This window comes from Myxococcus xanthus, from assembly GCF_006402735.1.
Taxonomy (GTDB): Bacteria; Myxococcota; Myxococcia; order Myxococcales; family Myxococcaceae; genus Myxococcus; species Myxococcus xanthus_A.
The window spans coordinates 8,056,978-8,070,654 of record NZ_CP017174.1; the positions used below are offsets into that span (position 1 = coordinate 8,056,978).

The following is a 13,677-nucleotide window of genomic DNA, read 5'->3' on the forward strand; positions in this document are numbered from 1 at the left end:
GGCCGTCCGCCAAGAACTCCCGGTGTCAGCCCTCCCAGGTCGCGAGCATGGCTCGCACCCGTGCATACCTCTGGAGCAGCGCCGCGCGGTGAGCACTGAGCATTACCATGGAACCAATGACCATCAGTCCCAGGACGAACAGTGAGGCTGCGGCAATCCGGTGGTCCCGCATGCCAAAGCGCACCAGGTTGGCGGCGATGCACGTCACCAGGAACGCCGTGCCCAGATACACGTAGGAGCGGATGCGCAGCGCGATGCCACACGCCACGCCCACCACACAGAGCGTGACGCACAGGAGCATCGAACCGCCATCATTGAACATGAGCGGCTTCCAGGCACCCGCCACGTAGATGGCCGTGACGGCCAGCGCACGCAACCGGGCATAGGTCTCCGCATCGATGGCCTCGCGGAACACGCGCAGCAACGCGAGCAGGGAGAGCCCCGCGGGGATGACATAGAACTGCGCCTCTCCCGCGCCCGTTCCCTGCCACACCAGCAGCAGCGCCGCGTTGAACGCCACCACCGACGTCAGCGACGCCACACCCCGGTGCCGCGGGTGCGTGGCCAGCGCGGCGAAGTGAGCGGCATACCCCACCATCAACGCCGCCACGTGAAGGGGCTCGCTCCAGGGAGCGGAGAGCAACCCCGCCAGGGGGAAGAGGTATGCGCCCAACAAGGCGGGCCGTCGGAAACACGCCAGGGAGGAACCCTCGCGCTGCACGAAGAAGTAGAGGCCGGTGAACAGCGCACCGCCCACCAGGGCCGCCAGGCTGTCGCCGGGGCCCGGGTGCGCCCCCATTCCCAGCATGCGGACGGAGAGATAGCCCAGCGCGAGCACCGCCTGCGCCATGTAGGCGGACGCCTCTTCCTTCTCCGTGACCGCGCGGCGGACCAGGGCGAAGAGCAGCACGCCCAGCGCCACGCTCGCCACCAGGCCCTCGCGGAGCGCGCCCAGCGACGTGTCCACGAGCGCCAGCCCCGCCATCACCTCGAAGAGCGCCACCCCGGCGAAGCCGTGCCCCACGCTCCGGCGCCGCGCCTTGCCGGCCACGAAGAGCGAGAGGCCCGCCAACAGCGCGCTGGCCGCTCCGAAGTACGGAAGGATGAACGCCGCGCCCCGGCCGCTGGAGTACACCGCGCCCAGGTACAGCAGCCATCCATGCACGGCGGCGAGCGAGGCCAGCCACCCCACCACCTCACGCTCGCGGCGCCGCCACACCACGGCCCACGCCGCGCCCACACCGAAGAGGAACGTCAGCGGAGTTCCCACATGCTCCAGTTCGCGCAAGCCCGCGAGCGACAGCAGCGCCAGCACCCAGCCGCCATGGTGCAGCGAGGCGCCCACGCGCACACCGCGAGCGTCCACGAGCGACCCGATGAGGCACAGCGCCAGCCCCGTTCCACTGACGACCGCGGGCACCCACAGCGGGTCCACGGCGGCGACGAGCGAGGCCCCCAGCAACGCGGTGGCCACGTTGGCCATCCACCGCTCCCTCGCCACCATCAACACACCCGCCGTCACAGCGGCGCCCACCGCCACCGGCAGGGGCAGCGAGCCAGGGCCTGACAGGAGCAGGCGCTCCAGCAGCAGCGCGCCCAACGCACCGGCGCTGCCCACCCACAGCGGCTCGCTCCAGGTCGCCTCCAGCGGCGGCAACACCTTCGCGAAGGCCTGGGTGAGCGCGCGCTGGATGCCTCCGGACTGGCACACGGCGGACGCCACGGCCGCGCCCAGCACCACGGCGATGACGGACAGGCCCGCGTCGAGCCCTCGCTCGAGCAACGCGTTCACACTGACCGCGCCCATGGGCGCCAACGTCAACGCCCAGATGGCGGGAGCCAGCAACCAGCGCTGAGACAGCAGGAACGCAGCCAGCGCCAGCACACCCGCCAGCGTGGCCAGATGAGACGGCGTGGGCGAATCAAGGGCGGGCAGCGCCGCGAGGATGAGCGCCGTGACGACGGCGCCGGGCCGCAGTGCCGTGTCCGGCGCGCTCCGGAAGAACGCCCACACGCGAGCGGGCCCATGACTCTCCGCGATGGCCAGCGCGAGCAACAGGCCGATGACGATGGGACGGGCCGCCGGGAAGAAGAGGAGGACCAGCGCGGAGCCGCACACGCGCAAGAAGGGACGCGGCCCAGGCATCAGCGCCAGGGACGCCGACAGCACATAGAGCGCCGTGGGGACATGGTACGGCCTGAGCGCGACGAGGAGCACGGGCAAGGCCACCACGGCGAGCCATCCCTGCATCCACGATGACAGGGCCTGGCGAGGGGCCTCCTCACGCGAGCGCAGCAGCAGCGATGCCGCGGCGGGGACGTGTGCCACGACACGCACCAGCGCCAGGCTCAGCAGCGGAAGCGTCTGAACCCACCAGGGCAGCTCGCCCCCCACCACCACGATGCCCACGAAGGCATACGGGACGAAGAGCGACGCGAAGAACGGCTGACGATTGGCTCGCGTCCAGAGCAAGGGCAGCACGCAGGTGCCCACGAGCAGCAACGGCAGCCCCGCGTCGTCCCACTTCACCACCGCGACACCCAGCACCACGGCGGCGGACAACGTCGCCGCCAGGGCGAAGCGGTGACCACCCGTCCCCACCCGCAAGACCGCGGGGACCTCCTCCAGCACGGCCAGGAGACTCAACACCCCGGCGAGGCACAACAACGGCACGGCGCCGAAACTGAACGTCGCGGTGAGCGCATAGAGCGAGGCCACGGCGACACTCAGCCCCGCGGGCAATACGCGCGCGGTGAGCAACGCCGCCAGCGCCGCCCCCAGCAGCAGGGGCGCATGCTCCGACGAACGCGCGCTCAGCAAGGCCGTCAGCGGGAAGACGAGCGCGATGAGCCCGGCGACCGTCGCGCTGATGCTTCGGCCCCACCGCGCCGCGGCAACGGAAGCCCCCAAAGCCCAGCAGCAGAACAGCGCCACGGACAGGCCCGGCGACATCCATCCACCCCATGGCGAATAGATGCGCGGGATGTCGTGCACCAGCGCCAGGGCAGACATGAGCACGGCGAGGGGACGCACCACCGGGAAGGTCCTCGACGCCACGGCCACCGCGCCCGCGGACACCAGGATGACGCCGGCCAGCCCTGGCGCCCGGGCCAGCACGCCCCAGGGAATCGCGAGCACCGCGTAGAAGACGCCTGGCAGGCCCAGCCACCGCGTCAGCCCACCCCGCATCCCCAGCAACGAGAGTCCGAGCGCCACCGCCGCGAGCGTGGGCGCCACCGCCGTGGACGAAAGCTCTCCCGCCCATCGTGGAAGCGCGGCCGCCGCCAGCACGGACGCCAGCGCCATGAAGGAGGCGCGCTGGAGCCCCCAGGCAGCGAGCACCGCGGCGGCGCCACACAGGGCCATGCCCGTCACGGCCGTGAAGCCGTCGCCGGCAATCAGGCCCATGAGGAACCCCGCCGTGGCCACCACACCCACGACAGCGCCCAGCAACCCGCGCGTGCGCGCGGTGCACAGCATGCTCACCGCGGCGAGCACGAGGGCCAGCGCCCCCGACGCGACCGCTCCGCCGGACGCCCCCAGGACGGCGTAGGCCTGGAAGGGAAGGAACAGCGACAGCCCCGCCCCCACCACCGTCAGGAAGAAGCGCTCCACCAGCAGGCCCAGGACGAGACACAGCACCGCCAGCGCCAGTGCGCTCCAGAAGGAGGGCCGCGCGTCCGGTCCCGACAGGCCAAAGAACACGAAGAGCGGGCTCGCCACCGCGGTAGCTCGCAGCAGCACCTCCGCCAGCGCCAGGTCCCGTGCATTGCCCGTACGCTGGCCTCGCCACAGCCGCGAGACGGCGAACAACGCACCCGCGAAGATGAAGGGCAGCGCGGACAGCGCTCCGAATTGAAGAGGCAGCGGCTCGGTGGTGTAACCGAGCCAGGCCTTCACCGCGTTGATGATGCGCCGCACCGGCCCGGGGATGAGTTGGGAGAAGGAGGCATAGGCGAAGTACGTGCTCGCATAGGCCGCGTAAACCCACCGGATGCGGGCGACGCCGCCGCGGGACAGCGACAGCAACGTCCACGAGACGACCGCCGCCGTGACGAAGAGCGCCGGCGCCGGCGCTGGCGCCGCGACGATGAGGCAGGTGGCCTGGAGTGACACCACGCCAATGGACAGCGAATCCGCGCCCCGCTCAGCGTCCAGGGTGCGGAAGCGCAACGCGGTGGCCAGGAGAAAGGCGCCGAACGGGGCATAGGTGCCAACGGAGACCGCCACGTCCGCGCCCGCCAGCGCGACGTGCAGGCGCGTGAAATAGAGCAGCAGCAGGTACAGCGGCGCGGCGAGGACGAAAGCGAGCGCGGTGCCCTCACGCGGCGCTGGTGGCGGACGCGAAGAAAGGAGGAAGAAGAGCGCACACGGCAGGACGTTGAGCCACAGCGCCTGGCCGCCCAGCCCCGTGGCGAGCGGCGCCAACCCCATCATCAAGGTACTGACCACGAGCGCCAGTTGGATAAGGGGACGGGATGTGGAATCGAAGGCCTCCAGCGGCTTGCGCGCCAGGAAGGCCGCCACTCCCGCCCATGCCAGCAACGCGGGGATGAGCCACACCGTGCCGACGCCTCCCAGTTGGAAGACGTCCCCCAAGCCCATGGGCCCCAGTGCGATACCAGCGAGCGGAGCCACGGCCGTACCGATGAGCCCCAGGATGTACCCAGGATTGCGTAACGCCTCGCGCCTGGCGAGGTACGCGCCCCAAACGGTGAAGCCCGCGGAGCAACTCGCCGTCAGCCCGAACACCGTGAGCGAGCGGAGGCCGGACGACATCCCCACCCAACTCTCGAACACGAGGTAGAGGGCACTGGAGAGGATGAGGAAGGCCCCGATGAACCACATGAGGCTTTGGTAGAGGAACGGCCTCCACACGCGATTCCAGGTGGAGGCCTCCTCGACGAGGCGCGCGGTGAGGCCTCGCGCCGGCGGCGGCTCCGCGTAGGGCTCCGCCGGATTCGCGGGCAGCGGCATCCAGACAGGCGGGGCCTCGGGGAGCGGCTCATCCGACTGCACAGCCTCGGGCGCCGCGTCCACTCCAGCAGCGGCCTCCGGCTCGGACGGGTGCGATGGCGCCGCGACGACCTCCGGCTCCAACGGAGCAGACGCCTCGGCCTGGCGCGGCTCCTCGGTGAGTCCCGGAACCTCCACGGCCGAAGTCACCTCGACCTCCGGCTGTTCCGAAGCCGCCTCCTGCGGCGCGGGAGGCTCCTGCATCAAGGCCGCGGGAACGGACGTCGCGGCATCCGCATGCGCCGGAGCCACGACGGTGGCCGCCTCCGCGGAGCCCGCTGGAGGCAGCTCCGTCAAGACCGCGAGGAGGATGCGTGCCTGCCGCTCATACCGCTCCGAGATGAAGCGCCGGACGCTGGGAGGAACCTCGGGCGACTCCCACCGCGTCAGCTCATCGAGCAGGAATTGAACGTGCGTGAGCTCGGCTTCGATGACCTCACGCGAGCGCCCCGTCATCCGAGCGCCACACAGCGCACACCACGAGTCCTTGCCACGCCGCTCTTCGCGGCAGTCAGCGCAGTACATACATCCCCCTCGATACAACGAACATGCCATTCAAGAGGCTGTCGCGTACAGGCACCCCCTGACGAAGGGGGACGCGTACACGCTGCATCACACCCGTGACACCTGTGCATCCGGTTGCACAACCCGTGCGTGAGTGTCAACGCAGCGGGCGGCCGCCTTGCCGCCGCTGGCACCTCGGCCCCGGCTGTGAAACGTTGCGCGCATGAGCACGGAAGAGCTGACGCTGCGACGCATCGAATCGAGGGATGACGCGGCGGTGGCCGGCATCATCCGGACGGTGATGCCGGAGTTCGGCGCGGACGGCCCTGGCTTCGCCATCCACGATCCCGAGGTGTCAGCGATGACCGCCGCCTACGCCCGGCCCCGGCACACCTACTTCGTCGTGGAGCGGGCGGGGCGTGTCATCGGCGGTGGTGGAATCGCCCCACTTGAAGGAGGAGACCCGGGCGTCTGCGAGCTGCGGAAGATGTACTTCCTCCCCGAAGCCCGAGGCCTCGGCCAGGGCGAGCGCCTGCTCCGACGCTGCCTGGCATTCGCACGTGAAGCGGGCTTCCAGCGCTGCTACCTGGAGACGCTGGCGGGAATGCAGCAGGCCCAGAAGCTCTACCGCCGCATGGGCTTCGAACCGCTGTGCGCGCCCATGGGCAGCACGGGCCACTTCGGCTGCGATCACTGGTACGCCCGGGATTTGTCAAAGCCGCTCGACTGACGAAGACGGACGGCCCCCTGGCCTGCCAGCGGCCCTTCGTACGGCCCAGTGCCTCGTCGCGCCCGCGTCCCCAGGTTTGGGACAGGAGGGGCAGCACATGACGAGCATCCATCCCGCGGAAGGAACGTGCCATGCCTGACCGGCGGGCGCCCACGAAGCCCGGCTGCGTCGTGGAACCACCGCCCCGGCCGGACAAGAAGCCCTTCGACATCGACGAGGTGCTTGGCCGCATCCGAGAGGCGGTGCGCCACTTCGCTGACGCGGCGATGTTCGCGCTCGCGGCCCGAGGACATGACACGCTCTTCGAGCAGCTCGTCGCCTGCATCCTCTCCATCCGCACCCGCGACGAGGTGAGCCTGCCCGTCTCGCTCGCCCTGCTCCAGCGCGCCTCCACGCCAGAGGCCCTGGCGCGCATGTCGCCGGAAGACATCGACACCCTCATCCAGCCCGTCACCTTCCACGAAGCGAAGGCCTGGCAGCTTCACGCCCTCGCCACGCGGACGCGGGATGAATTCGGAGGCGCGCTGCCATGTGATGCCCGGGTGCTCCAGTCCTTCAAGGGCGTGGGCCCCAAGTGCGCGCACCTGGCGCTGGGCATCGCCTGCGGGCACGAAGCCATCAGCGTGGACATCCACGTCCATCGGGTGACGAACCGCTGGGGCTATGTGCAGGCGCGCACGCCGGAGGCCACCATGGAGGCGCTGGAGGCCGTGCTCCCGCGCGCCTGGTGGGTGGAGCTCAACCGGTTGCTGGTGCCTTTTGGCAAGCACGTCTGCACGGGCACGCGGCCGAAGTGCTCCACGTGCCCTGTGCTGAGCTTCTGCCGGCAGGTCGGCGTGAGGGACGCGCGCTGACGCTACCGGTCCTGTCCCACGAGCCGCGTCGCCCGGCGGGCCAGCCGCCGAGCGGCCCGCGCTGCGGTGCTCGCCGCTGCCTACGCCGCTCACCCAGAGCGATTCCCCCGCGGTGCCCCCATGCCGAAGACACCGCCAATCGTCGTTTGGATAAACGACCCCGCGCGCCGCTCCTCCTCACGGGAAGCCGCGCAGTCATCTCTCGAACTCACTGTCTCACTCGCGTTGACAGGCTCCGCGTGTCGCGCCGCAGCCCAGTCGCTGGAGTGCGCCACCTCGACGGTGGTGGTGGCCGTAATAGGCAAAGATTTACCCCGGATGGCTTGGAGACTTCTGGCCTCGTGCACGGCTCGCTTACTCGTCTCGACGCGCTCATGACGCAGCGAGCGAATTTTGGATAGGCACTGGTGACAGGGTATTGGACGACCTCAGCACTTGAGCCCTTGCGGGTGCAATTCATTGAGCATTGAGATAAATTCGCACGGATGTCCCGTCTCAGCGCCCCCTCTCCCCATGCGCCCGCGAGGACCTCGGACGTGTCCACGGCCTCCGAGTCGATTCCGTACGGACAGCGCCCATCCGCGCGCCCGATTCCAGCGTTGACTCTCATCTCGCACACCACCGTCACCCGCCTCGGGGAGAGGCTGCTGCTGCACGGACTCCTCGCCGGCCGGGAGGTCCCGCTCTCCCGCAATGCCCCGGACTTCTGCCGCCCGGGCGAGCCGCTCGGCCTGCCCCTGGGCGACCCCTTCATGAGTCGCAAGTCGATCCTGTTCGTCCCCGCGGGAGCAGGCATCCGCGTCGTCCTGGGCGAAGTGGGACGATGCACGTCAGCGGGCGAGCCACTTCACGGGGCCCGCGAATTCGGTCCCACAGAGATTGAACGAGGAGTCCCGCTGGAGTTCTCCAGGCGGACGGGGGTGCTGCTGCACCTGGCCTCTCCCCCTGAATCAAACGCACCATCCGCCCTGGGAATGGTGGGCGAAAGCGCTGCCATCCATGCCCTGCGCCGACACATCGAGCGCGTCGCCGACCTGGATGTGCCCGTCCTCATCCGGGGCGAAACCGGAACTGGCAAGGAACTGGTCGCCCAGGCCCTCCACGAGCGGAGCCAGCGCCGAGGCCCTTTCGTCAGTGTCAACCTGGGCGCCCTCCCGAAGGAACTGGCCGCGGCGGAACTCTTCGGCAGCGTCCAGGGAGCCTTCACCGGTGCCCAACGCGACCGTAAGGGCCTCTTCCAAGCCGCGGAGGGCGGCACGCTCTTCCTCGACGAGGTGGGAGAGGCCTCATCCGACGTACAGGTCATGCTCCTCCGAGTGTTGGAGACGGGGGAGCTGTACCCGGTGGGGGCCAGCAAGCCCGTGGCGACGAACATCCGCCTCATCGCCGCCACGGACGCGGACCTGGAAGCGCAGATCGCCGAGGGGCGCTTCCGGTCTCCCCTCCTTCACCGGCTGGCCGGCTATGAGCTCCGGCTTGCTCCTCTCCGCGAGCGCCGGGAGGACATCGCTCCACTGTTCCTCCACTTCGCCCGCCAGGAGTTGGACGCGCTCGGAGAGGCCCACCACCTCACCGCGAGAGACCCTCATGCACTACCTTGGATGCCATCAGACCTGGCGGCGCAGCTCCTGCTGCATCCCTGGCCGGGCAACGTCCGTCAGCTCCGGAACGTCGCCCGACAGCTCGTCATCGGCAGCAGGGGTCAGCCCTGCCTGGAGCTTGATGCACGCCTCGCCCAGGAGTTGAGGCTCGACCTGGCGCCGCCGGCCCGGCCCTCCGCCTCCGCCCTCCCCCCGAAGCGTGAGGTTGCGGCCCGTCGCAAGTCCACGGACGTGGGCGAACAGGAACTCCTCGTGGCCTTGCGTGCGCACGACTGGGACGTCAAGAAGGCCGCCCACCACCTGGAGATCGCCCGCTCCTCCATCTATGATCTCATCGAGCGCAGCCCCAGCATCCGTCTGGCTGGAGACCTGAGCGTGGAGGAGCTCACCCACGCCTTCCACGCGTGCCAGGGCAACCTGGATGAGATGGTGCGGCGCCTGGAGGTGTCCAAGCGGGCCTTGAACCGACGTGTCAAGGAACTGGGACTGCATTCGAAGGAGTCCTGAGCGGACGGCGACACACCGCCACTCCAGTTACACCCACAGGAGCAGCCCTGAACGCCTCAATGGCAGACCAGGAGACGACCATGAAGTCCCAAGTCATCATCAACTTCAACGAAGAAAATCCTACACCAGTACCGGAGACAATCCCGGTCTTAAACGGCACCTGGATAACCTTCAGGATAATACTCCCTCTCGGCTTGAAGCTGACTCCAACAATCCACTTCCTCGATACCGACCCCGATGCCGGCGCCCTGCCAATCAATCATCCCACCCACGTCCTTGTCTTCACCGAAGAAACAAACACATACGAACACATCATCGCCCCTCAGCTAGACAAATCCAAAGCACCCATCTCCCAAAAAACATTCATACGCAGCTATCTCGTCAAACTCATAGAAACCGTGCCCTCCGAGTCCCCTCCGCGAGACAAGGAGAAGAACAGCTCTTCAATAGGGGAACCCCCCACATCCTCTGGGAAAATCGAAGTATCAGGCGGTCCTGGCACAGAGCTTCCCTCTCTGGTCTAGCCACCGCTCCCGAGGTACGCCCCACGCTCGCGGCACGACGTTTCATTCTCACGCCAAGCAGCGCGAACGTGGCGGAGGGCGACGCAAGCACGGGTTCAGGGGCATGCGGCAAGCCGCTGCGCGCCAGCGAGCGGGCCGCCCCACTCGTTGGAGAGGTTTGAGTTGTGCGTGAGCGCCTGGGTCAGCTCATCCAGGGCCTGGCGCCTCCAGGTGCACAGGTCCCCGGGGGGCACGGTTTCAACCCACTCCAACTTCAAACCGGCCCGCAGGGCGCGGGCCGCGGCCCAGTCGGACCGGAGCTTCAGCGCTTGCTCGGCGTGTTCAAGGCCCCGCAGAAGGAGCGGGCCGTTTTCACGACCCGTGCGCTTCTGGTGTTCCGCCCACCGTCGGTAGAAGCGGCCAGCCTCCAGGCGATATTCCGGGTCCTCCGGAGAGAGCGTGAGGGCCTTGTCGAAGGACTTCGCCGCCGCCTCCATCGCCTCGGTCTGGAGCGGCCCGCGCTGTGCCTTCCAGTGCGCCTGGAGGGCCTGCACCTTGCCAAGCTGGAGCCAGGGCTCCGCCTCCAGGGAGTTCACCTCCAACGCGGCGTGGAGCTCCGCCAGGGCGCGCGCGATGGCAGCCCCGGGATCTCGCCCCTGGTCCAACTCGATGCGGGCCTGGATGACATGCACCGTGCCGAGGAGGACCCGCAGCCACACGGCCCCCGGCATCTTCTCAGAGGCTTGTCTCAGTGCCTCCGTTGCCGCATGCACGCTCGAACGAGGTGACTCGCCAAGCGCGAGCAGGTAGTGCGCGCGCCGGACGAAGAGAGAGCCCAGGTTTGCATAGGCAAAGCCCTGTCCGGGCGCGACGGCGATGGCCTGTTCGAAGCACGTCCGAGCCTGCTCCAACGCGGGCAGGGGATCCTCACCGCGGTTCCAGGAATCTTCGGCCCGCAGCAAGTGCACCACGCCCATTCCGTTATGGAAGTTGGGGATCCGTCGGTTGATTTCAATGCCACGCTGATACTGCTCCAATGCATGCGCCAGGACAGGTCGCGGATCCTCACCGCGACGCCCCCGCCGCCGAGCCAACTGCTCTTCGACCTGACCCGCATAGAAATACAGCGCCACATGCTGGGGGTTGAGAGCCCGAGCCTGCTCGAGTGCCGCTGCCGCCCGCCGCAGGTCCTGCTCCGCCTCCGCATTGAGTGGACGGGAAGCCCGTGAATAAAACGCACGCCCCAGGTTGATCCAGTCCTCGGGGACACGATTGTCCAATGTGATGGCCGCCTCGTAGGCGAGGATGGCATTGTCCCTGTTCCCGCCGGAGTCCCTCCCGATCTGCTCCTCGTAGTCCGCCCACGTCGTGAAGACGAGACCTGAATCGCCGTGGTAGGCGCGGTCCCGGTGCGCCACGCCGATGCTGGCGAACAACGCGGCGGCTTCTCCGAGCAGCGCGCGTGGGTCCTCGTCCTTCTCGATTTGATAGCGCGCTTGGAGCCAGGTGCTCCGAGCCAGGTTGAATGTGGCCGCCGGAAGCCCGGGCTCCACCAAGAGGGCACGCCGCGCTGCCTCCAGCGCCTTCGCTAGAGGCTCCTCCCCATCGCCCCCATGGGTGAGCCGGTGCTCGGCCAGGCGGTGGTGCGCGCGCGCCATGCGGATCAGACACTGGGCGTCGTCCGGAGCAATGGTGAGGCAACGGGAGAGCGCGTCCAGGGAACGGTGGTACGCAGGCATCACATCCCCCCTGCCATACAGCTCCATGACCATCGCATCGTTTTCGAGCAAGGCCAGGGACCGGTAGACGCCGGGGTCGCTTTCAGCGGTGGCGATGGCGGCGGCGTAGGCCTTGCGACCGGCTTCGAAGCTCGCTCGGGCTCCCTCGGGATCTCCCCCGTTCCAGCGTTTGAACGCCTGTGCCGCATGGACGTCCCCGCGCAGCATGGGCAGCTCATGAAACCAGGGCAGCTCGCTGGCGGCGCGATCCGCCAGGAGCAGGGCGTCATCGAAGCGGCCCTCGTAGAAGGCGACCAGCGCCGCCACGTATTCCCTCGAGGGCACCTGAGCGCCTTCACTCTGCTTGAACCACGCGAGCGCCGGATCCCGGTAGAGGCGCTCCGCTTCACGCGTCGCGGCCTCCCGCAGCGCCGGCACACGGATCCGCTGCGCCTCCAGGAGTTGCTGCTGATAGCGCCGCCCGCTCACCAGCGCGAGCGCATACGCGGCCCGGGGCGAGTGAAAGCCATTGCGCCAGGAGGACTCCAGGAACTCCAGGGCCTTCGCCTCGTCTCCGAGCGCAAGGTGGCCACGCCCCAGCGCATGGTGCCCAGGGCCCAGCGCCTGCGGACCGGAGCGCTGGATCTCCGCCTCCAGTTCGGCCATCTGGGCCTGGAGTGCGCGGCGGTCCTGCCGGATGTCATGCAGCCGCGAGAGCGCGGAGTAGCGGCCCCTGGACTCGATGTTCTCCACCAGCTCGGTGAATCGCTGGACGATTCGCTCACGCTCGGCGGCCTCCTGGCGGGCCCGGATGCCCCAACCGAGGGCCCCTCCCACGGCGACCAGCGCGGCGGCGCCCACCGTGGCCAGGAGTCGGTGTTTGCGCAGGCGCTTGTGCAGGAAGTACGCGAAGCTCGTGCGTGCCAGCACCGGCTCGCCGCTCAGGAAACGCTCCAGGTCATCCGCCAATGCACGCGCCGAGTCGTAACGGGCGTCGCGATCCTTTTCCAGACACTTGAGGGCAATGGCCTCCAGGTCCGCCGGGAGTCCCGGAGAAAGCAGGCGCGGCGCGCGCGGCTCCTCGGTGGCGATGCTGTTGAGCACTTCCAGGCCATTGGCCCCAGGGATGGGGACCTCTCCGGTGAGGAGGAAGTAGAGGGTGGCCCCCAGGCTGTAGACATCCGCGCGGCGGTCGAGCCCGCTCACCTCTCCGCGAGCCTGTTCCGGGGCCATGTAGTGCGGCGTCCCCAAGACGGCGCCGCTGGCCGTGACGGACTCGTTCCATTCACGCGCAAGACCGAAGTCCATCACATAGGGCCTGGGAGTCCCGCCGTCGGAGTACTCCACCATGATGTTGGAAGGCTTGATGTCCCGGTGGATGAGCCCGACGCGGTGGGCCGCATGAACACCCAGAGCAGCCTCGCGCATCACCAGTGCCTTCTGCTCGATGGTGAGTGAGCGCACCTGGGCGCCGAGCGACTGGCCGTCGATGTACTGCATGGCGATGAAGACCTTCCCCCCGACGTGGCCCACCTCATACACTTGACATACGCGCTCGTGCTTCACCTTGGCCTGGGCACGGGCCTCGGAAACGAAGCGGCGAGTGTGCGATTCCTCGTCGCGGACGAACTTGAGGGCGACCTGTCGGCGCAGCCGTGGGTCCCAGGCCAGGAACACACGACCCATTCCGCCCTGTCCCAGGAACCGCACGGGTTGGTATCGCTCCCACCCGGGGAGGGGGAAAGCAGGGACGTCGGCTTCCCCCGGGGCCAATGCCTGTTCAGCCCGGACCGGGTCGACCGTAACGGTCTGCTCGGCAGAGGGCTGCTCACCTGACGGGCGCTCCTCCAGGGCAAGGTTCTCCCGCATCAGAGAGGCAAGTGTCTCTTCCGAAACCCGGCCCCGCTCCTGAAGCAACTTCAGCGGGCTTCGTCCCAGGCGCCGCGCATCCTGAAGCAGGGCCACCGCCTCCTCGCGGGACAGGATCCCCTCGTCAATCGCGAGCCAGATCTCCGTCTCATCGTCACGATTCATCGGTGGGCACCTCAAAGCGAGCGGCGCGCAAAGCCAGCGGCCATCTCAGTTGAAGGGCCCCGCGCTCCCCGGTCGTTCCTATATCACGAGGTCTCTTCTCAGAAGAGACACGGGGTCCGCTTCGGTCCAAGGAGTGCTCGCGGCATGTCGCCGGCATGTCGCCGGACTATCGAGACATCCCCCTGGGGCGCAATCACCCTACCAACGCG

General features: G+C 68.6%; 6 protein-coding genes. 4 read left to right on the forward strand and 2 right to left on the reverse strand.

Translation table 11 applies throughout. The features are described from left to right. Nucleotides 1–25: 25 nt before the first annotated feature. On the reverse strand, nucleotides 26–5,542 hold the full coding sequence (locus BHS09_RS33120; protein ID WP_237079974.1) for a hypothetical protein: 5,517 nt from the start codon (nucleotides 5,540–5,542) through the stop codon (nucleotides 26–28). 202 nt (nucleotides 5,543–5,744) lie between these two features. Here BHS09_RS33120 and BHS09_RS33125 point away from each other — a divergent pair, with 202 nt between their 5' ends. The 4 genes from BHS09_RS33125 (at nucleotide 5,745) to BHS09_RS38700 (ending at nucleotide 9,737) form a co-directional block, all read left to right on the forward strand. Further along, the gene (locus tag BHS09_RS33125; RefSeq protein WP_140795370.1) at nucleotides 5,745–6,251 is read left to right on the forward strand and encodes a GNAT family N-acetyltransferase; all 507 of its coding nucleotides are present in this window, start codon (nucleotides 5,745–5,747) and stop codon (nucleotides 6,249–6,251) included. Between the two features lie 131 nt (nucleotides 6,252–6,382). Next, nucleotides 6,383–7,105, forward strand: a complete 723-nt coding sequence (locus BHS09_RS33130) for an endonuclease III domain-containing protein (RefSeq protein WP_140800024.1) — start codon at nucleotides 6,383–6,385, stop codon at nucleotides 7,103–7,105. Between the two features lie 485 nt (nucleotides 7,106–7,590). Continuing rightward, nucleotides 7,591–9,213, forward strand: coding sequence for a sigma 54-interacting transcriptional regulator (locus tag BHS09_RS33135; protein WP_140800025.1), 1,623 nt, complete (start codon nucleotides 7,591–7,593; stop codon nucleotides 9,211–9,213). An 80-nt stretch (nucleotides 9,214–9,293) separates the two neighbouring features. Continuing rightward, the gene (locus BHS09_RS38700) at nucleotides 9,294–9,737 is read left to right on the forward strand and encodes a hypothetical protein (protein ID WP_161605192.1); all 444 of its coding nucleotides are present in this window, start codon (nucleotides 9,294–9,296) and stop codon (nucleotides 9,735–9,737) included. Nucleotides 9,738–9,832: 95 nt separating this feature from the next. Here the strand turns inward: BHS09_RS38700 and BHS09_RS33145 are convergent, their stop codons facing one another. Then, nucleotides 9,833–13,468, reverse strand: a complete 3,636-nt coding sequence (locus tag BHS09_RS33145) for a serine/threonine-protein kinase (RefSeq protein WP_140800026.1) — start codon at nucleotides 13,466–13,468, stop codon at nucleotides 9,833–9,835. Nucleotides 13,469–13,677: the final 209 nt, after the last annotated feature.

Excerpts from the sequence above, each read along its gene's own strand:
- BHS09_RS33120 (WP_237079974.1), bottom strand. The coding sequence starts at position 5,542 with ATGTACTGCGCTGACTGCCGCGAAGAGCGGCGTGGCAAGGACTCGTGG.
- BHS09_RS33125 (WP_140795370.1), top strand. The coding sequence starts at position 5,745 with ATGAGCACGGAAGAGCTGACGCTGCGACGCATCGAATCGAGGGATGAC.
- BHS09_RS33130 (WP_140800024.1), top strand. The coding sequence starts at position 6,383 with ATGCCTGACCGGCGGGCGCCCACGAAGCCCGGCTGCGTCGTGGAACCA.
- BHS09_RS33135 (WP_140800025.1), top strand. The coding sequence starts at position 7,591 with ATGTCCCGTCTCAGCGCCCCCTCTCCCCATGCGCCCGCGAGGACCTCG.
- BHS09_RS38700 (WP_161605192.1), top strand. The coding sequence starts at position 9,294 with ATGAAGTCCCAAGTCATCATCAACTTCAACGAAGAAAATCCTACACCA.
- BHS09_RS33145 (WP_140800026.1), bottom strand. The coding sequence starts at position 13,468 with ATGAATCGTGACGATGAGACGGAGATCTGGCTCGCGATTGACGAGGGG.